At 65.2% G+C, this 17,461-nt stretch carries 20 protein-coding genes; 12 read left to right on the top strand and 8 right to left on the bottom strand.

From position 1 onward, the window contains the following. Positions 1-75: 75 nt before the first annotated feature. The 9 genes from CVS48_RS00785 (at position 76) to CVS48_RS00745 (ending at position 8,986) form a co-directional block, all read left to right on the top strand. Complete coding sequence (locus CVS48_RS00785) at positions 76-381, top strand: hypothetical protein (RefSeq protein ID WP_003116817.1); 306 nt, start codon at positions 76-78, stop codon at positions 379-381. Between the two features lie 136 nt (positions 382-517). After that, positions 518-2,797: a helicase-related protein gene (locus CVS48_RS00780; protein ID WP_004350563.1), complete on the top strand. Its 2,280-nt coding sequence runs from the start codon at positions 518-520 to the stop codon at positions 2,795-2,797. Positions 2,798-2,935: 138 nt separating this feature from the next. After that, positions 2,936-3,535: a PFGI-1 class ICE element type IV pilus protein PilL2 gene (gene pilL2, locus CVS48_RS00775; protein ID WP_003098890.1), complete on the top strand. Its 600-nt coding sequence runs from the start codon at positions 2,936-2,938 to the stop codon at positions 3,533-3,535. Beyond that, positions 3,532-4,176 carry a hypothetical protein gene (locus tag CVS48_RS00770; protein ID WP_003098888.1) on the top strand — a complete coding sequence of 215 codons (645 nt, stop codon included), beginning with the start codon at positions 3,532-3,534 and terminating at the stop codon, positions 4,174-4,176. Before pilL2 ends, CVS48_RS00770 begins: the two co-directional genes overlap by 4 nt. 12 nt (positions 4,177-4,188) lie before the next feature. Next, entirely contained in the window at positions 4,189-4,926 is a 738-nt protein-coding gene (locus tag CVS48_RS00765; RefSeq protein WP_003098886.1) for a TIGR03759 family integrating conjugative element protein, read from the top strand. After that, on the top strand, positions 4,908-5,498 hold the full coding sequence (locus tag CVS48_RS00760) for a transglycosylase SLT domain-containing protein (protein ID WP_003109780.1): 591 nt from the start codon (positions 4,908-4,910) through the stop codon (positions 5,496-5,498). The genes CVS48_RS00765 and CVS48_RS00760 overlap by 19 nt, the downstream gene beginning before the upstream one ends. Continuing rightward, positions 5,495-6,043, top strand: a complete 549-nt coding sequence (locus tag CVS48_RS00755) for an integrating conjugative element protein (RefSeq protein WP_003109779.1) — start codon at positions 5,495-5,497, stop codon at positions 6,041-6,043. The genes CVS48_RS00760 and CVS48_RS00755 overlap by 4 nt, the downstream gene beginning before the upstream one ends. A 4-nt stretch (positions 6,044-6,047) precedes the next feature. Continuing rightward, a complete protein-coding gene (gene traD / locus CVS48_RS00750) occupies positions 6,048-8,240 on the top strand; it encodes a type IV conjugative transfer system coupling protein TraD (RefSeq protein ID WP_003116813.1) in 2,193 nt (730 codons plus the stop codon). Continuing rightward, a complete protein-coding gene (locus CVS48_RS00745) occupies positions 8,237-8,986 on the top strand; it encodes a TIGR03747 family integrating conjugative element membrane protein (protein WP_003109778.1) in 750 nt (249 codons plus the stop codon). Before traD ends, CVS48_RS00745 begins: the two co-directional genes overlap by 4 nt. A gap of 40 nt (positions 8,987-9,026) precedes the next feature. On the opposite strand, the gene CVS48_RS00740 is transcribed toward CVS48_RS00745, so the two are convergent. From CVS48_RS00740 to CVS48_RS00705, 8 genes are read right to left on the bottom strand one after another with little or no spacing between them, the layout of a single operon-like run. Next, positions 9,027-11,651 carry an AAA family ATPase gene (locus tag CVS48_RS00740; protein ID WP_003116812.1) on the bottom strand — a complete coding sequence of 875 codons (2,625 nt, stop codon included), beginning with the start codon at positions 11,649-11,651 and terminating at the stop codon, positions 9,027-9,029. 9 nt (positions 11,652-11,660) lie between these two features. Beyond that, complete coding sequence (nucC, locus tag CVS48_RS00735) at positions 11,661-12,386, bottom strand: CBASS effector endonuclease NucC (protein WP_003050273.1); 726 nt, start codon at positions 12,384-12,386, stop codon at positions 11,661-11,663. Positions 12,387-12,424: 38 nt separating this feature from the next. Continuing rightward, the gene (locus CVS48_RS00730) at positions 12,425-13,327 is read right to left on the bottom strand and encodes a CBASS oligonucleotide cyclase (protein ID WP_003105624.1); all 903 of its coding nucleotides are present in this window, start codon (positions 13,325-13,327) and stop codon (positions 12,425-12,427) included. Beyond that, positions 13,327-13,827, bottom strand: coding sequence for a type III CBASS phage resistance system CD-NTase-associated protein Cap7 (gene cap7, locus CVS48_RS00725; protein ID WP_003090159.1), 501 nt, complete (start codon positions 13,825-13,827; stop codon positions 13,327-13,329). Before cap7 ends, CVS48_RS00730 begins: the two co-directional genes overlap by 1 nt. Further along, on the bottom strand, positions 13,824-14,294 hold the full coding sequence (cap8, locus tag CVS48_RS00720; RefSeq protein ID WP_003105626.1) for a type III CBASS phage resistance system CD-NTase-associated protein Cap8: 471 nt from the start codon (positions 14,292-14,294) through the stop codon (positions 13,824-13,826). Before cap8 ends, cap7 begins: the two co-directional genes overlap by 4 nt. Next, positions 14,291-15,205, bottom strand: coding sequence for a CBASS system CD-NTase-associated protein Cap6 (gene cap6, locus CVS48_RS00715; protein WP_003105629.1), 915 nt, complete (start codon positions 15,203-15,205; stop codon positions 14,291-14,293). The genes cap8 and cap6 overlap by 4 nt, the downstream gene beginning before the upstream one ends. Before the next feature lie 17 nt (positions 15,206-15,222). Then, complete coding sequence (locus CVS48_RS00710) at positions 15,223-15,798, bottom strand: PIN domain-containing protein (RefSeq protein ID WP_003109777.1); 576 nt, start codon at positions 15,796-15,798, stop codon at positions 15,223-15,225. Further along, complete coding sequence (locus tag CVS48_RS00705) at positions 15,795-16,265, bottom strand: helix-turn-helix domain-containing protein (protein ID WP_003050245.1); 471 nt, start codon at positions 16,263-16,265, stop codon at positions 15,795-15,797. Before CVS48_RS00705 ends, CVS48_RS00710 begins: the two co-directional genes overlap by 4 nt. 203 nt (positions 16,266-16,468) lie before the next feature. On the opposite strand from CVS48_RS00705, the gene CVS48_RS00700 reads away from it, so the two are divergent. The 3 genes from CVS48_RS00700 to CVS48_RS00690 are packed head-to-tail and all read left to right on the top strand — an operon-like array spanning position 16,469 to position 17,458. Continuing rightward, positions 16,469-16,852 (top strand): integrative conjugative element protein, RAQPRD family, encoded by a 384-nt coding sequence (locus tag CVS48_RS00700; RefSeq protein ID WP_003120001.1) that lies wholly within the window; start codon positions 16,469-16,471, stop codon positions 16,850-16,852. Continuing rightward, positions 16,849-17,082, top strand: coding sequence for a TIGR03758 family integrating conjugative element protein (locus CVS48_RS00695; RefSeq protein ID WP_003050225.1), 234 nt, complete (start codon positions 16,849-16,851; stop codon positions 17,080-17,082). The genes CVS48_RS00700 and CVS48_RS00695 overlap by 4 nt, the downstream gene beginning before the upstream one ends. Before the next feature lie 16 nt (positions 17,083-17,098). After that, positions 17,099-17,458, top strand: coding sequence for a TIGR03745 family integrating conjugative element membrane protein (locus CVS48_RS00690; RefSeq protein WP_003090173.1), 360 nt, complete (start codon positions 17,099-17,101; stop codon positions 17,456-17,458). Positions 17,459-17,461: the final 3 nt, after the last annotated feature.

Raw genomic sequence — 17,461 nt, 5'->3', positions numbered from 1 at the left:
ATCCTCATCCACCTGACGGAGCCACTTCACTCCGGCAGGGGTGTCGTGGCTCAATGACTCATCAAGGAGGAGCCCATGGCATCGCATCGCATCGAAACCTACTGCCAGCGGCTGGCGTTCCCCATCGGGGCGCTCATCTTCAGCAGAGGTGTAGACCGCCTGGTCCGCGCGGGTCGCCTGGACCCGATCCCGTACTTCAGGCGCCACACCCGTGGCGACTGGGGCGACGTCAACATCCAGCAATGGCAGACGAACAGCAGCGCGCTTCAATCGGGCGCGTCGCTGGAATCGCACTACGTGATCCATCCGGGGCTCGCCATTCGCATCGTCACCGATTCGCAGCGCTGCGCAACCGTCATCGTGCTTCCGTCCGAAGACTGAGCACGGTTCACCTGCGGGCCGCCCAGGCCAGCACCTTCAACCACCCTCAGCCACGCGTCGATTCTCTTCCCACCACGGGGCATGCCATTGCCCCGCTGGGGGTGGTGCATGCCCCATTTTTCTTTGGAGCATCACCATGTCCCTCGATCTCGAAACCACTGCCGCTGAATCCGCGCCCGTACAGGGCGAACTGCTCGACGCGGAATCTTCCCCTCTGACCCTGAGCCTTCAGGATTTTGTCGGCGAGTTCGGCGACGAACTACTCGACGCCCTCAACAGCGCTAATCCGCCGGTCTATACCGGCCAACCGCAGGCGCACCGGCAACTGGTGGTCGCCAGCCTCAAGCGCAAGCTGTTCCCAGCCCAGGCCGAAGTCGTCCACGCCGCCGCCGAGCTGCTGATCGACCGTGGCGAACGTGCTGCGATCGTCAATGGCGAGATGGGCTGCGGCAAGACGACCGTCGGCATTGCCACGGCCGCCGTGCTCAACGCCGAAGGCTATCGCCGCACTCTGGTGCTGTCGCCGCCCCACCTGGTTTACAAGTGGCGGCGCGAGATCCAGGAGACGGTGGCCGGTGCCAAGGTGTGGGTACTCAACGGGCCGGATACGCTCGTCAAGCTCATCAAGCTGCGCGAGCAGTTGGGCGTGCAGCCCACGGGCCAGGAGTTCTTCGTCCTGGGGCGCGTCAGGATGCGGATGGGCTTTCACTGGAAGCCTGTCTTCACCACGCGGCGCACCCGCCACGGCGACGTGGCGGCCTGCCCGGACTGCGGCACGGTCATCACCGACCTCGACGGCGAGCCGGTCAACCCGATCGCGCTCCAAGCCGAGGAGTGCCGCAGGAAGTGCGGCCACTGCGCCGCGCCCCTGTGGACACTGATCCGCCCGCGCAGTCTGTCCGGCAGCGACCAGTCCTCGGCCGTGCTCAAAGCCTTAAAGCGCATACCGACCATCGGAGAGGTCACCGCGCAGAAGCTGATGCAAAAGTTCGGTGACGGGTTCCTGGCGTCGATGCTCGGCGACAACATCCATGAGTTCATCAACCTCATGGATGGCAACGGCGAGCTGGTGTTTTCCGACCGTCAGGCCACGCGCATGGAACGTGCGATGGCCAACATGGAGTTCGGCTTTGGCGAGGGCGGCTATCAGCCGTCCGAGTTCATCAAACGCTACCTGCCGCAAGGCACGTTCGACCTGCTCATCGCCGATGAGGCACATGAGTACAAGAACGGGGGCAGTGCCCAGGGCCAGGCCATGGGCGTGCTGGCGGCGAAGGCTCGCAAGACCTTGCTGCTGACCGGCACGTTGATGGGCGGCTACGGGGACGACCTGTTCCACCTGCTGTTCCGAGCCCTTCCGGGGCGGATGATCGAAGACGGCTACCGCCCGACCACGAGCGGCAGCATGACCTCGGCTGCGATGGCGTTCATGCGCGATCACGGGGTGTTGAAGGACATCTACTCCGAGAGCACCGGCACGGCGCACAAGACGGCCAAGGGCACCAAGGTATCGGTGCGCACGGTCAAGGCCCCGGGGTTTGGCCCCAAGGGCGTGCTGCGCTGCATCCTGCCGTTCACGATCTTTCTCAAGCTCAAGGACATCGGTGGCAACGTCCTGCCGCCGTATGACGAGGAGTTCCGTGAAGTCGCGATGGACACGGCGCAAGCCGCGGCCTACCGCGATCTGGCGGGTCGGCTGACCGCGGAGCTGAAACAGGCTCTGGCGCGACGCGATACGACCTTGCTGGGTGTGGTCCTCAACGTGCTGCTGGCCTGGCCGGATTGCTGCTTCCGGTCGGAGACCGTGGTGCATCCGCGCACGCGCAACACCTTGGCGTTTGTCCCGGCTCAGTTCAACGAGTTCGAGATCAGCCCCAAGGAGCGTGAGCTGATCGACATCTGCAAAGAGGAGAAGGCGCAGGGCCGCAAGGTCCTGGCCTACACGGTCTATACCGGCACGCGCGACACCACGTCGCGCCTGAAGGTGTTGCTGGAGCAGGAAGGCTTCAAGGTGGCGGTGCTGCGCGCGAGCGTGGATGCCAGCCGCCGCGAAGACTGGATCGCCGAGCAACTGGACCGTGGCATCGACGTGCTCATCACCAACCCCGAGTTGGTCAAGACGGGGCTGGACCTGTTGGAGTTCCCGACGATCGTGTTCATGCAGTCGGGCTACAACGTGTACTCGCTCCAGCAGGCGGCACGCCGCTCCTGGCGCATCGGGCAGAAGCAGCCCGTGCGTGTGATCTACCTCGGCTACGCCGGTTCCTCGCAGATGACCTGCCTGGAGCTGATGGCCAAGAAGATCATGGTCTCGCAGTCCACCTCGGGCGACGTGCCCGAATCCGGGCTCGATGTCCTGAACCAGGACGGTGATTCCGTCGAGGTCGCACTGGCCCGGCAGCTTGTCGCCGCATGACACGTTCCACTTACGGCCCTTCGGGGCCGTTTTTTTTGCCGCTCCCGGTAAATCGGACGCTGCCTGGTTCGCATTGTTTGCTGCCGCTCGCGGCCTGAGCGGCGATGGTGAGGGCTGGATGTTTCAGGACGCCGAGCTATGTGCCCCTCTCCACCGTGGTTTCACTATCCCGAACGCCGCCTTCTGGCGGGATTTCTCGGCCTGCTGTGGTCGGTGCTGGCCGGTGGCTGCGCGACGACGACTGCGCCGGTCGCGCCCGACACCATCGCGGAAGTCTTGGCCGCGCCTGAACCCGAGGCTTCCGAGTACATCCCGGTCGTGCGCTACGCCCGCTACACACTGGTCGAACTGGCACCCATGGCGGCGCAGCGCGACCTGTTGTTGCAGACCATCGACGTGTCCATGCCCGAGGATGCCCGCGCCACGGTCGGGGATGGGCTTCGGCACGTGCTCAAACGCAGCGGCTATGGCCTGTGCCAGACCGCGCATGCCGTGATCGAGCTGTACGCGCTGCCGTTGCCGGCGGTACACCTGCACCTCGGCCCCATGACCTTGCGCGATGCGCTGCTCACGCTGGCTGGCCCGGCCTGGGAACTGCACGCGGATGACCGCGCACGGCAAATCTGCTTCGAGCGGCCCGGCGATCGCGCGGTCGCCGAGTCCCCATCCGAGCCACCCGCCACCGAGGCGGTGCAGACGTTCCCGCTGGCACCCATGGTTTCGGGAGGCCAGCCATGAACGCCCCGCAACCTGCCCAGCGATCGACCGCCGCCGTGGTGGTGCAGAGCCTGATGTGGCTCTGGTTGATCTTCCTCAGCGTCTTGGCGGCCCTGGGCTACCAGGCCCTCAGCGACCAGGCCGACCAGGAGCGGCTGGATTCCCGCCTGCAACGCCTGGAAGCGCAGGCAACTGGCTTGGCCGAGACGATCGAGGCCATCCAGCAGCGCCCGGCCGTCGCGACGGACGCTGACCTCAAAGACACCCGCCAGATTCTGGAAGCACGCGCGGCCCAGGTCGAGAAATCTCTCAGTGGCTACGCAGCGGCCGACGACCTCCAGGCGCTGCGCGCGGAGGTCGAGCAGATCAAGGCGCGCCAAGCCGCCGCGCGTGCCACCGCACCCGCCCAGCGGCGCGCATCGCGCACGTCCGCCGCCTCCAAGACCGAGCTGCCGCCGCTGCCATTCCGCGTCGTCGGCGCCGAACTGCGCGCCGGCCAGCGCAGCGTGTCCGTCGCGCCGAGCATCGGGGACTTCACGCCCGCCCAACTTCAGGTGCTGCTGCCCGGGGATGCGGTCGGCCCGTGGCGCCTGCAGGCGATCGAGGGCAACACCGCAGTGTTCCAGGCCGGCAACCAGACCCGCCGCGTGGCGATTCCCTGACCGGAGCACCCCATGAAGCCGTCGATCCTCCTTTTCGCGGTCCTGGTGGCGTCGTCGCAATGGCCCGCCTGGGCGCAGCAGCCCGCAACGACCTCGGCGCGCAACGCACAGAGCCAGGAGCGCCCGCTGGCCGCCCGCGTGCTGGACGACCGGGTGGCAACCGAATGGGGCTTGCAGCCACAAGAATGGGCACGCTACCGCGAGCTGATGGATGGGCCGCTGGGTATCTACTCGCCCAACCTGGACCCGCTGTCCGCCCTGGGCATCGAAGCTCGCACGGACGAAGAACGGCGCCGCTATGCGGAACTGCAGGTGCAGGTGGAAGCGCGCCGCGTCGAGAAGCTGCTCGCCTACCAGCGCGCCTACGACGAGGCCTGGCAGCGCCTGAATCCGGGGATGCAGCGCGTGAACCTGCCCGACGACAAGCCGGGCGCCGGCCCATCCAGCAGTCCCTTGCGCGGCAGCGGCCGCATGGCGGTGTTCGTCAAGGACGGCTGCGCAGCCTGCGGACAGCTCGTGCAGCGCCTGCAATCCTCGGGCGCGGAGTTCGACCTGTACATGGTGGGCAGCCGCCAGGATGACGCGCGCATCCGCGACTGGGCCAAGCGCGCGCAGATCGACCCGGCGCGCGTGCGCGCCGGCAGCATCACGCTCAACCACGACGGCGGCCGCTGGCTGTCACTGGGCCTGCCCGGCGATCTGCCCGCCGCCGTGCGCGAAGTGAACGGCCAATGGCAGCGCCAGCCGTAGCCATGCCCCTGCGCGCACTGGTGCTCACTGCCGGCCTGTATGCCGTTGCCGCCCTGGCCCAGGAGGTTCCGCCACCGGCTTACCAGCTTGCCGCCCAGCGCGCAGGCATCCCCTCGACCGTGCTCTACGCCGTGGCCTTGCAGGAGAGCGGCATCCGGCGCAACGGGCGCCTGGTGCCGTGGCCGTGGTCCCTCAACGTCGCCGGCCAGTCGCGCCGCTTCGCCACGCGCGCCGACGCCTGCGCTGGCCTGCAGCAGGCGATGCGCGCCACGCCGCACACGCGCATTGATGCGGGCCTGGGCCAGATCAACCTCGGCTACCACAAGCACCGCTTTACCGGCGCGTGCGACCTGCTGGATCCGTATCGCAACCTGGCCGTTGCCGCCGAGATCCTGAAGGAGCAGCACACCCCCGGCGAGGACTGGCTGCTGGCGATCGGCCGCTACCACCGCCCCGCAGGCGGCGAGCCCGCCGCCCGCTATCGGCGCAGCGTGTCGCGCCACCTTGCCCGCGTGCAGGGCACGCGACCAGCCGCCGCGGTCCTCGCGGCGCGCCAGGAGACCTCCCCATGACGAAACCCCATCCCGCCCATCTCGCGTTCACGGGCCTACTCATGCTGCTGTCAGGCCTGCCGCTGGCCTCGCGTGCCGGCGAGCCACTGATCGTTGTCGAGGACCGTGGCGGCACGTCGGCATTGCCGTACTACGAAGCCCTGAATCTCCAGCCGCGCGCCAACGCACCGGCGCGGCCGTCCATCCCGACGCCCCAGGTTCCTGCCACACGGGCGGACGAAGCCGCGATGCTGCCGGTGCGCAGCGCCAAGCTCACGCCCGGCACCGTCGCGCGACGGGTGATCGAAGCGCCCGGCCTGCGGCCGTTCGTGGTCATCGGCGACGACGAGGCTTCCCGGGCCTGGTTGCAGCGCCGCGCCGCCGCTTTGCGCGAACGTGGCGCGGTCGGCCTGGTCGTCAACGTCGAGACCGCGCAGGGCCTGGCGCGGCTGCGCGCCCTGGTGCCGGGCGTGCCGCTCGCGCCCGTGGCCGGCGACGACCTGGCCGATCGCCTGGGCCTGCGGCACTACCCGGCGCTGATCACGGCCACCGGCATCGAGCAATGAAGCCATGTCGGGCAAACAGCCGGTCGAGGTTCTGCTACGCCCAGCGGTGGAGCTATACACCGTCGCGGCGTGTGCAGGCGCCGCGTTTCTGTGCCTGGTGGCCCCATGGTCGCTCGCGCTGAGCCCGGCCATGGGCATCGGCAGCGCCTTGGCGTTCGGCGCCTACGGCGCGATCCGCTACCGCGATGCCCGCATCATCCTGCGCTACCGGCGCAACATCCGCCGTCTGCCGCGTTACGTGATGACCAGCAAGGACGTGCCGGTCAGCCAGCAGCGCCTATTCGTGGGGCGCGGCTTTCTCTGGGAGCAGAAGCACACGCATCGGCTGATGCAGACGTACCGGCCCGAGTTCCGCCGCTACGTCGAGCCGACGCCGGCCTACCGGCTGACCAGGCGCCTGGAGGAACGGCTGGAGTTCGCGCCATTGCCGCTCTCGCGCCTGCCGAAGCTCACCGGCTGGGACGCGCCTTTCAACCCCGTGCGCCCGTTGCCGCCTGTCGGCGGCCTGCCAAGGCTGCACGGCATCGAGCCCGACGAAGTGGACGTCAGCCTGCCGCTGGGCGAGCGCGTCGGGCACTCGCTGGTGCTGGGCACCACGCGGGTGGGCAAGACGCGCCTGGCCGAGTTGTTCGTCACGCAGGACATCCGTCGCAGGAATGCTGCCGGCGAGCATGAGGTCGTCATCGTCATCGACCCCAAGGGGGATGCCGATCTCTTGAAACGGATGTACGTCGAAGCCCAGCGCGCTGGCCGCGAAGGCGAGTTCTACATCTTCCACTTGGGCTGGCCGGAAATCAGCGCCCGCTACAACGCCGTGGGCCGCTTCGGTCGGATCTCGGAAGTGGCGACACGCATCGCGGGGCAGCTCTCCGGCGAAGGCAACAGCGCGGCGTTCCGCGAGTTCGCATGGCGCTTCGTGAACATCATCGCCCGCGCCCTGGTGGAACTGGGGCAGCGCCCGGACTACATGCTGATCCAGCGCCACGTCATCAACATCGACGCGCTGTTCATTGAGTACGCCCAGCACTACTTTGCCAAGACGGAGCCCAAGGCCTGGGAGGTGATCGTCCAGATCGAGGCCAAGCTCAACGAGAAGAACATCCCAAGGAACATGATCGGGCGCGAGAAGCGTGTGGTGGCGCTGGAGCAATACCTCTCCCAGGCGCGCAACTACGACCCTGTGCTCGATGGCCTGCGCTCGGCGGTGCGCTACGACAAGACCTACTTCGACAAGATCGTTGCATCGCTGCTGCCGCTGCTGGAAAAGCTCACGAGCGGCAAGATCGCCCAGCTCCTGGCGCCGAACTACTCCGACCTGGCCGACCCGCGCCCGATCTTCGACTGGATGCAGGTCATCCGAAAGCGGGCCATCGTCTATGTGGGTCTGGATGCGTTGTCTGACGCCGAGGTCGCCGCAGCGGTCGGCAATTCGATGTTCTCTGACCTGGTTTCGGTGGCCGGACACATCTACAAGCACGGAATCGACGATGGCCTGCCCGGCGCAGTGGCTGGCGCTCGCGTGCCGATCAACGTGCACGCGGACGAATTCAATGAACTGATGGGCGATGAATTCATCCCGCTCATCAACAAGGGCGGCGGTGCCGGCCTGCAAGTCACGGCGTACACGCAGACGCTCTCGGACATCGAGGCCCGCATCGGAAATCGCGCGAAGGCCGGCCAAGTGATCGGGAATTTCAACAATTTATTCATGTTGCGCGTGCGCGAGACGGCCACCGCGGAACTGCTGACGAGGCAGTTGCCGAAGGTCGAGGTCTATACAACCACCATCGTCTCGGGCGCGACGGACAGCTCAGACATCCGCGGCGCGACGGATTTCACGTCGAACACCCAGGACCGCATCAGCATGGCCAGCGTGCCGATGATCGAGCCGTCACACGTCGTCGGCCTGCCCAAGGGCCAGTGCTTCGCGCTGCTGCAGGGCGGCCAGCTCTGGAAGGTGCGTATGCCGCTGCCGGCGCCGGACCCGGATGAAGTGATGCCGGCGGACCTGCAGCAACTGGCCGGGTACATGCGCCAGAGCTACAGCGAGGCCACGCAGTGGTGGGAGTTCACCAGCTCGTCGGCCTTGCAGGATGCGGCCTTGCCCGACGACCTGCTGGACGATGCCGCTGCGGCCGAGCCCGGCGCGGTGGCCACCGGCGCCGACGATGGCGCGGGCAACGAGGCCGTGCCATGAAGGATGCCGCCTCGACCGCGCAGCGGGAGCAGAACCATCGCCAAGGCTTGATCGTCGGCACCATCACCTTACCGTTCCGGCTGCTCGGGGTGCTCATTGGCTCGCTGCTGTTCTCGATCGTGGTGGAGTGCGCCGGCATGCACCTGTTCTGGAAGGACCAGGGCTGGCGCCACTCCCAGCAGATGCTGCGGTACGAACTCGGGCACCTGTCCAACCACTTCACGCGCAGCGTGGTGGTACAGGAGCCCGGGCGCACGGCGCACGAGTTGGTGGATACCGGGTACGAGTGGGTGTTCGTGCGCTCGGGGTTGCTGGAGCGCATGAGCCAGACCGCCGAGCGCGTCCGCGCGCCCAGCCACGGGCAGAGCCGCAACTTCCGCTACTACATCAGCCAAGTCTATGTCTGGGCCGAAAGCTACCTGATCGCTGCGGCCTTCACGACGCTCACCTTCCTGGTGCGCCTGCTGGTCCTGGTGCTCACGCTGCCGCTGATCCTCACGGCGGCATTCGTCGGCCTGATTGACGGCCTGGTGCGACGGGATGTGCGCCGGTTCGGCGCGGGCCGCGAATCCGGCTTCATCTACCACCGCGCGAAGGCCAGCCTGATGCCGTTGGCCGTGCTGCCTTGGGTCACCTATCTCGCTCTGCCCATATCGGTGCATCCTCTGGTCATCCTGCTGCCCAGCGCGGCGTTGCTGGGGATGGCAGTCAGCCTGACCGCAGGCAGCTTCAAGAAGTACTTATGAGGTGACACGGGCGGCACGGCTCTGCAAAGCCGTGTGCCGTTCATCGGTTCTGCAGGGTATCAAGAGCAGCATCCAACGCCGTAACCGCCTCGACGACCGTTCTTACCGTCGCCCGATCAAACTCATGATCGCGCTGAGCGTCGTGCACACCGCTATTGAGGTAACCCCATTCAATACTCGTACCGCTGACATTGAGCAGCCGGACCAACGCCCCTACGGCATCCGGCGCACCCGCATGTTGCGCCGCGATACGCTCGACGGCCGACCGCAACTTGGTGCATTTATTGTTCAGCTCCCAAGGCGCGCGGGGCCCGCTCAGCTTGATGTCGATCCGGCCGTCCGCCCGCCGACCCAGCCACGTCCACAGGCGGTCCGTCAGACTCTCCAGCGCCGGCCGGGCCTGACGCAGTGCCTCGCGTTTCTCGTCAGCCGCCAACGCCTGCTGGGCCAGAAGAACATAGTTCTTCGCTGGCGGGTCGCTGTCGACCCGCAGTTCGTGCTCTCCCTGATGCGGGAGAAACTTGTAGCGCTTAATGGCCGCGGCGCGGCGCACGCCCAACTCCTGCTGGATGCGGTGCAGGAACTCCTCTGCGTGCGAGGTGAGGATAACCTGCTTGCCGTGGAGCAAACCGTCCTCGAAGAAGGTACGCCAGATGCCATCGCGATGGTCGTCGTCGATCGCGTTGACGACGTCATCGAATATGACCACGGGGCAGCCCTGCGCGAGGTTCTTGGCAAGCAGAATCGCCAGGCCCAGGCATTTGATGTGCCCTTCGCTGAAGACGATCAACGCGTCGTAGCGCGCGCCCGGCTCGCCGGCGAACTCCACCTCGATCTTGCCGTTCTCGGCCACGGGCAACCACAGCGCGTGCAGCAGATCGCCGGGCGGATCGGCCCGGTTGAATGCGTTGTAGAGATGGCGGGCTTGGTCTCCCAGCCCCTGTAGCAGAACCCCCGGCAGAGCGGTCAGGTATGCCTGAATCTCGGGCAGGAAGCCGTCGTAGGCGGCCTTGACCCGCTGATGGTGCACCACCACCGGCATTTCGTCCGTGGCCGCCTGGATCAGGCCGCGGTTCGCGTCGTCGAATTGGGCCACGGTTTGGCGGGCGGCCGCCAGCTCCTGATCCGCAGTCGTGCGCATGGTCCGCAGCCGTTCGATCTCCAGCTGATGCTGTTGCAGGCGGTCCCGCTCCTGGGCCATCGCGCCGCGCTGGGCATTCACGTCGCGCGCCTGCGCGTCGAAGCCTTCGATGATCTGTGCGATCCGTAAGAGGGCTTGCCAGGCGCGCTGGTCCCCATTCACCCCGCCGCCGAGCCAATTGCCCGCCGACGTGGGAGGCAGCAGTGGCAGGCCCGCGGCCTGCGATTCGGCAGGACAAGCGACCCCAGCCGCCGCCACCACGCGGCGCATTTCGTCACACAGCGCTCGGACCGCCTCGCTCAACTGCGTCCGATGCCCGGCCTCCTGCTGCTGCAGGACGGCCAGTTGCGCGAGCTGCTCCAGGCCCATTCGCGCCCTGGCGAACGGGTCCTGCGCCACGGCGGCCAGTTCGGTTCCACATGCCGGACACGCGGTCGCCCCGTCCGCCAACGCTTGCACGGCCTCGTAGAGCTTCGCGTACGACACCTCGCCGGCGCGGGCCGCGAGTTGCGCGGAAGACGCTTGCCACAGTCCCTGGACGCGGTAGGCCTCTGCCAGCAACGCTTGCAGGCGGGCCTGGGTCACCTCGTGAATGGCAGGCGGGTTGGCGTCCAGCTGAGCCTGGACATACGGTAGCCGTCCTTGCTGCTGCGGCGTACCCAGCAGCCAGTCCACGCAGGTTTGATAGGTCGCGCCAGGTGACATGCGCTGCGCCAAAGCTTGTTCCAGGCCCTCGACCGCTGCGATCTTCTGCGGGTAGGCGGCGATGGTCTGTTCGGAGTTCGCCAACTGCAGGCGACGCTGCGCCAGCTGCGCCGCCTGCACGCCGGCAAGCATCAGGTCCTGATCGAGCGAGGGGTTGAAGCCGCGCACGAACTCGCTGAACTGGTCCACGCCGAACAGGGTGGCGATGAGCTGGCGCTGATCGCTCGGGGTCCGCGCGGCGATTCGGGCGAAATCGTCGAGGCGGTTCTTCTCGATGAAGCAGAAGCGATACTCAGCTTCGTCGGGCTGGACGGCCTGCGCCTCGCCCGCCGCCGTAGACGACAGGACTGGCGCGATGTGGCGGCGCAGGCGAGCGTTGTTGCAGTACGTCCGCTGGTCGACCCGCTTGGCCTGCGCTTCGCTGATCGAACCGAGCATCGCCACTTCCAAGGCTTCGCAGAAGCTGCTCTTGCCGGTGCCGTTGGCACCGTAGACCAAGGTGATGTCATGGCTGAGGTCGAACGTCTCCTGCCGCATGAATCCTCGAAACGGCCCGACTTCGAGCTGGTGCAGTCGCCCGAGCGCCGGCCCGTTTTCGGGGCCGCGCGCGTCCCCGTCGTAGGCGACAGGCATCTGCGCCAGATGCGCGATGGCCAGCGGCGCCAAGCGCGTGGAGCGCCCCCGGCGTGCAGCACCGACCTCGGCCAGTGGCTGCAGGTGATCGAGCACCAGGTGCGCCAGCCGGCGCACGTCGTCGTGCACGTGCCGCTGCGTCAAGTGCGCCAGGAACCGGTGGTACTCCGAACGTATGCTTGCCACAGCGACCCCTCACTTGGTCAACCACTGACCGTAAGCCTCCACATCGATCATGGGGACCGTTCCACTGAACTGAAGCTGCGCGATCAGCTTGAAAAGAAACGCGGTCGCCGGCTTGTTTTCGTTGGTGTAGCTGTACGCGCCGCTGGCTTGGTCATAGAAAAAGTGCCCGTGGGCGGCAACGCATCCGATGTCCAGACGCCCCTCGGTGAGGTTTGCGTTCAGCGCCTTGTCCATGGATGGGCCCAATGCAGGACTCCATTCGCTCTCGAAGGTGAGCAAGCCACCCAGAATCGGAATCAACGGCTTCGCTGGGTAGGTCCCGCCAGCGTGCGGGATCGGCAGGCTCGTGCGGTGCAGCCTGCGCACACTGGCGACCTTCTCCTGGGCATAGGCCACAAGCCCCGCGTCAGCCGTCTGCTTGGCCTCGAACACGGCGTACACGCTTTCGGCTGGAATGATCGTCTCGTTCTCGTAGGTGAAGATAAAAGGCGAATATTGCCGATCAAACACCACCACATCGATCTGCTGGCTGAAGTTCCCCAGGCTGTCCACCACATGCGCCTTCGCCGCCTGGTACCGTTTGGGCAGATAGGTATCCAGCATGTCGATCCAGACGTTCTCGCTCGCATCCCCCTTCGTACCCGGGTGACCGAAGGTCTTGCGTACTACGGACAAGCGCTGCTGGATGTCTTCATGCAGGGACGACAGGAGCTGGGAAAGCGACCACTGGGACATGCTGTACCTCGATGGGACGTGTATGGAAGCCGATGGAATCAGGACAGTGGGAACTTGGGGCCAAACAGTGCGCGCCAGGCGCGAAGCGCTTCGATATTGCGACCACGACGCGCGTGGTCGATGGCGATGCTTGCGTCCTGGCTCGCCTGGAACAGCAGCTGCTGCGCGCGCTGCTTGCGCGCGGCATCCATATCGTTGCTGATCGCCGGGCCAAGTCCGGCGGGATCCGGCCACTCGTCATGAACACGATCGGCAAGCGTGGCAAAGAACGACTGGATCTCGCGATCGAACGATCCTCCCCAGCCGCCGTAAAGACACTCAAGGGCCATTACCTCGATCAGGAACGAGGGCTTCACCGGCTTCTGATCGCCGTGCTTGGGATTGTTGTTCCAGTACTTCACCATGCGCACGAGACCTTTCCACTCATTGCCATAGGCTTGGTGCGCTGCGGTCGCCTTGTCCTTATGGATCTCCGGGTCCGTCTTGATCCACTTTCCGGACGCCGTATCGGGGATCTCATACTGGTCGCCGGTGTCGAATGCGGGCACCGCATCCACGCTGACCACCCGGTAGTCCGTGTTGTCCTCCGCGTCGATGTGAACACCGAAATCCACGTTGATCGAGCGCGCCTGTTTGCGCACGGCCGCCGAACCGTATTTCTCCACCAATGCAGAGTGGAAATCATCCAGCACTACCGATGCGGCCTTGCCGTGGTAATGCTTCTCCGAGTCCTTCAGCACGAAGAAGATGTCGATATCCTTGAGCGGCTTCGTCTTCGTGTATCGAGCATAGGACCCGGTCAGGAAGCTGCGCGCAATGCCGAACTTGGTCTGCAGGTAGTCCCGCACTTCGTTCTGGCGTTGCGAGGCATTCTTCTGTTCGCGTTCGTTGAGTTCCAGACGCGACTTGAACTTGCGAAAAGCTTCATCGATCGACAGCATCAGCGTTGCCTCCAATATCCGGCCTGACCCGCCAGGCCGCTGTGTTCGACAGTCGAGCCTAGGCTCTGCTTGACCATTCCATCCGTCGAGCGATAACTTCCTTTGCTCCACCCCTCCACATCAGGCCGCCCTGGCTTTGTATCGAGCATTAACTTGTACTTGGCCTGCGATGGCAGCAGCCCAGCTTTCTTGATCGCGTACTTCAACTGCTCGGTATCTGTCCAGAAGCTGCCGTCGCCATCGGACCACCCATACACGATGTCGATATCCCATCGGGTCACGAGTTTGTCGGTTGCCGGGTTGTAGATCTCCAGAATCACCTTGCGCAGATCACCGGTCCCGAGCCACGTCTTGATGGCTCGGGTATTGCTCTCCCAGCGATCCGCGAAGTGCTCGGGGTCCAGCCCACTGAGCAGGATGATGTCTTTCAAGCTCTTGAGGATGTTGTCGGTCACATAGGTAACCGAGTGCGTGTACGAGTAGGTGGCGACGGTGCTCATGACTTGAGGAAACCTCCGAGGTCGAGCGACAGCGCTTGTCCAGCATCGGCCTGCGCCTGCGTGGCAATTCCTTGGCTCAAGTCCCGTGCAATGATGCGAGAACTGTGCTTTTTGAGCGCGGTTTGCACCCAGCCGAGCTGCTCCTTCGGACACGGCAGCGAGACTCCCCAGTCTCCCTTCAACGGCTCGAACCCCAAGACTTCTTCGTTGGCATCATCACCATCGATCGCGTCTTCGTCGAAGAGGCAGTAGATCCTGGTCCGTGGTCCATCGCATGTCGCAACGATGGGCGCGCTCTTGGGTGCCTGGTCGGCGATCAAGCTGGCGGCCACGCCCGCCACGGCCCTGAGTTCAGAGCGAGCCGTGCCGTCCTTGCCCTGAGTGAGCAGTTCGACAATGGCATCCCACGTCTGCAACGCATCGCGGTGCGGCGAGCTGCGAAACGTCCGGCTGACAACGGTGGTCATTTTTGCTTCCCTCCTTGAAGGCGCATTTGCGTTGCCTGTCGTATCGCACTGCGCAGGTGCTCTACGGAAAGCTTGTTCGGATCGATAGCCACTTGCGGGTCGGCCGCGAGGGCGTTGGCTACGACCTTGCGAATGGCCCGACCATCCAATCCGACGCACTCGCCAGCGCACGCGTCGAACTGGTGAGCCGAGGAAAGCTTGCCAATCCCCGGAAATGTCTTTGCCAGGCCATTCAGGCAGTCCACCAGGATCTGCTTGCAGGCATCCTTGCCGGGCAGTGGCACCTCCATCACCATGTCGCAACGAGATAGGAAGGCACTGTCGACGGCCTGTGGGAAGTTGCTGGTGGCCACGAACAGCAGATGCGGGTTGCGTTCGGCCAACATGTCCAACTGCACCAACACCGCGTCGGTGGCCCGGTGCACATCAACCGGGTTGGCTTCCAGGCTGAGCTTGGCTCGATCAGCCGCAAGCGTTTCGACCTCGTCCAGAAGGACGATCGTCGGGCCCGCCGCTGCGGATTCTGCGATCGATTGCGAGAACAGGTCTGCCACGGCGCGTTGAGTCTTTCCCATTGCAGAGCTCGTCAGCGTGTGAGGCTCTACTTCCAGCAATCGAAACTTCGCAGAAGAAAAAGATTCGGCCACACGATGCGCCAAGCCCCGTGCCAAGGAGGTCTTCCCAGTCCCCGGCGGGCCGACCAACAAGATCACGCCGTGCAGGGGGAGTACCGTGCGCTCCACCTTGGGGCGCACCGTGAAGTTGACGATCGCCTGTGACAGCAACTGCTTCTTGAGAGCTTCGTCCATGACGATGGAATCCCACAGGGCGCCCAGCGACGTGTCCGGCAGCTTCCAGCTTCGATGGATGCCTTTCGGCAAAGTGGCGTCTGATGAAGGATTCTTGGTCATCCGTGGCTCTCGGCGGGTCAGAGAATGGTGCGATAGGTCGCCAGCACCTTGGTCGTTTGCACAAGGCCCTGGCGCAGCAGGATTTCGAGATAGCGGTCCACCTCGATCGGCGGATGCTTGAGTTGGGCACGCTGGCGCTGCGCAGCCGACACCACGGCGGCCGCGTCCAGATCCAGTAGGTTGTCCACAAACTCATCGGGGTGCTGCGATTCGATGCCGTACGGAGCCAGCAGATCGTTCGGGAAATCCCGTTCGTTGAACGTCACAATCACGCTCGCACCGCAGCGAATCGCCGCAGCCAGGACGTGCCGGTCGTCCGGATCGGGCAATGTCAGGCCTGCCACGAGCGCTTCGTAGCCCTCCACCAAGCCGTCCGGAATTGCCCGGTCCATGAGATCCGACGTCCTGTCGACCTGAACCCGGGTGAGATCGGGGCGGTTGATCAACAGGTTGCGTTTCCACTCCTCATGAATGGCTTGGCTCCACCGCGCCCGGAAGCGGCCAGACAGGCCGAGCCACATCAGGAAATCCCGCAGTGGCGCGGGATATAGAACGCACGCGTCGTAGACGGCGGTGAATGGGGAATGCCTCATTCGTATCCCATTCCCAACTCTTGCGACTGCTGAGCGAGTTCGGCCATCGCCTGCTCACTGGCGCGCTCGCGCGCTTCCTTGTACTGCATCAGATCGGCGAACCTCACCCTGCGGTGCTTGCCGGTGCGATGAAATGCCAACACCCCATCTTCGAGCAGCTTGACGAAATGGGGACGGGACACGTTGAGCAAGTCCGCCGCCTCTTGGGTCGTCAGCTCTGCATGGACGGGCACCACCTTTACTGCATTGCCATCGGCCAACTCGGCCAGGATGTCGACCAGCAGGCGTAAAGCCGAGGTAGGCAGTTCCACCTGATGAGCCTGTTTGTGGTCATCAAAGATCTGGATGTGCTGCGTCTCGAACTGGGTTGCGAGGTAAGCCGCCAAGGCACGTTGACCCTGGACGGCTGCCTTCACCTCTCCCGCGGCGGGAAGGGTCATCTTGGATTGGGCAGTGGCGGTGGTCATGGGTAGCTCCTAAGCGAAAACGGTTGCAGAGCCGATCATATTCGAAATACTCGAAAAACGCAATAATCGAAGCGCGACCCGTGCTTTTGTAGGTTCGCTCGCAGCATGCCCAATCCGGTCGTCCGCCAGTTCCTATTGTTTGCGGCCTGAAACAGCCCTGATCTCCACGATCAACCCATTGCTGATCACACAGGAATGGCGCGATGGTGGCTTCGATCTGGCTGCGCGCCGCGCATCGCGGCGTGCCCACTTTTTTCGTGACGGCCCTCGTGCTGGGCCAGTCCCCGATGGCATTGGCCGAGTCCCCGGCGCAGCGCCAGGAGTTGGTCGCCGCGCTGCGCCAGCTCGACGCGCTGGAACGCACCGTCGCGGACAGCGCCGCGCATGCCCCCATCCAGCCGGGCGAGCGCTACCACTTCGATTACCCACGGCTGCTGGCTGACCTGGCGCGCGTGCGCGCCGGCATCCAGTTCCACCTGACGCCATCACGCGCTCAGCCGCGCGACCCCTCCGAACTGGCCGGCGACTACCGCACCGAGCGGGCCGCTTCGCCATCGCCGAAGACGACTGCGGAGGGCGAGCAATGAACGGCGCCCAGGTCTCGGCATTTCAAGCCAACAGCGGTATCGCGCCTTCCGCGATGGCGACCGTCCTGGTCGGCGTCGTGTTCGCGGTCCTGCTCGTGTGGGGCGTCTGGGCCATCCGAACGGCCTATGTGGGGTGGTCCGAGAGCCGCCTCAACCAGCGCCAGTTCCTCGGCGTCTGCATCCGCTTCGTCGCGATGTACCTCGTCCTGAGTTTCTTCCTCCTGTCCTGACATGAAAGGCCCGACCATGCACAACCGCAACCTCACTTCCCGTTTTGCCCAGCGCGCCGCCGTGGCCCTGGGCGCCGCCGCGCTGCCCGCACTGTCGTTCGCGCAAGGTCTGCCGCAGTTGGAGAACCCGACGCGCGGCACCGGCAACGGCATCATGGAGACCATCCGCAACTACGGCTACGACATCATCATGCTCGTGGCCCTGCTGGTGGTGGCGTCGATGTTCATCGGCGTCTGCTACCACGCCTACGGCACCTACGCGGAGATCCACACCGGCCGCAAGACGTGGGGCCAATTCGGCCTCACGGTCGCCATCGGCGCCGTGCTGCTCGTGATCGGCATCTGGCTGCTCACCGAAGCCACCGGCATCCTGTAAGCG

Source organism: Achromobacter spanius, from assembly GCF_002812705.1.
Classification (GTDB): Bacteria; Pseudomonadota; Gammaproteobacteria; order Burkholderiales; family Burkholderiaceae_B; genus Achromobacter; species Achromobacter spanius.
The sequence above is the reverse complement of the archived record's forward strand: the minus strand, read 5'-3'. Positions and strand labels throughout refer to the sequence as shown.

Excerpts from the sequence above, each read along its gene's own strand:
- CVS48_RS00710 (WP_003109777.1), bottom strand. The coding sequence starts at position 15,798 with ATGAGGCATTCCCCATTCACCGCCGTCTACGACGCGTGCGTTCTATAT.
- CVS48_RS00695 (WP_003050225.1), top strand. The coding sequence starts at position 16,849 with ATGAACGGCGCCCAGGTCTCGGCATTTCAAGCCAACAGCGGTATCGCG.
- CVS48_RS00780 (WP_004350563.1), top strand. The coding sequence starts at position 518 with ATGTCCCTCGATCTCGAAACCACTGCCGCTGAATCCGCGCCCGTACAG.
- CVS48_RS00690 (WP_003090173.1), top strand. The coding sequence starts at position 17,099 with ATGCACAACCGCAACCTCACTTCCCGTTTTGCCCAGCGCGCCGCCGTG.
- CVS48_RS00705 (WP_003050245.1), bottom strand. The coding sequence starts at position 16,265 with ATGACCACCGCCACTGCCCAATCCAAGATGACCCTTCCCGCCGCGGGA.
- CVS48_RS00730 (WP_003105624.1), bottom strand. The coding sequence starts at position 13,327 with ATGCTGTCGATCGATGAAGCTTTTCGCAAGTTCAAGTCGCGTCTGGAA.
- pilL2 (WP_003098890.1), top strand. The coding sequence starts at position 2,936 with ATGTGCCCCTCTCCACCGTGGTTTCACTATCCCGAACGCCGCCTTCTG.
- cap7 (WP_003090159.1), bottom strand. The coding sequence starts at position 13,827 with ATGAGCACCGTCGCCACCTACTCGTACACGCACTCGGTTACCTATGTG.
- cap8 (WP_003105626.1), bottom strand. The coding sequence starts at position 14,294 with ATGACCACCGTTGTCAGCCGGACGTTTCGCAGCTCGCCGCACCGCGAT.
- CVS48_RS00770 (WP_003098888.1), top strand. The coding sequence starts at position 3,532 with ATGAACGCCCCGCAACCTGCCCAGCGATCGACCGCCGCCGTGGTGGTG.
- CVS48_RS00700 (WP_003120001.1), top strand. The coding sequence starts at position 16,469 with ATGGTGGCTTCGATCTGGCTGCGCGCCGCGCATCGCGGCGTGCCCACT.
- traD (WP_003116813.1), top strand. The coding sequence starts at position 6,048 with ATGTCGGGCAAACAGCCGGTCGAGGTTCTGCTACGCCCAGCGGTGGAG.
- CVS48_RS00760 (WP_003109780.1), top strand. The coding sequence starts at position 4,908 with ATGGCAGCGCCAGCCGTAGCCATGCCCCTGCGCGCACTGGTGCTCACT.
- cap6 (WP_003105629.1), bottom strand. The coding sequence starts at position 15,205 with ATGACCAAGAATCCTTCATCAGACGCCACTTTGCCGAAAGGCATCCAT.
- CVS48_RS00765 (WP_003098886.1), top strand. The coding sequence starts at position 4,189 with ATGAAGCCGTCGATCCTCCTTTTCGCGGTCCTGGTGGCGTCGTCGCAA.
- nucC (WP_003050273.1), bottom strand. The coding sequence starts at position 12,386 with ATGTCCCAGTGGTCGCTTTCCCAGCTCCTGTCGTCCCTGCATGAAGAC.
- CVS48_RS00785 (WP_003116817.1), top strand. The coding sequence starts at position 76 with ATGGCATCGCATCGCATCGAAACCTACTGCCAGCGGCTGGCGTTCCCC.
- CVS48_RS00745 (WP_003109778.1), top strand. The coding sequence starts at position 8,237 with ATGAAGGATGCCGCCTCGACCGCGCAGCGGGAGCAGAACCATCGCCAA.
- CVS48_RS00755 (WP_003109779.1), top strand. The coding sequence starts at position 5,495 with ATGACGAAACCCCATCCCGCCCATCTCGCGTTCACGGGCCTACTCATG.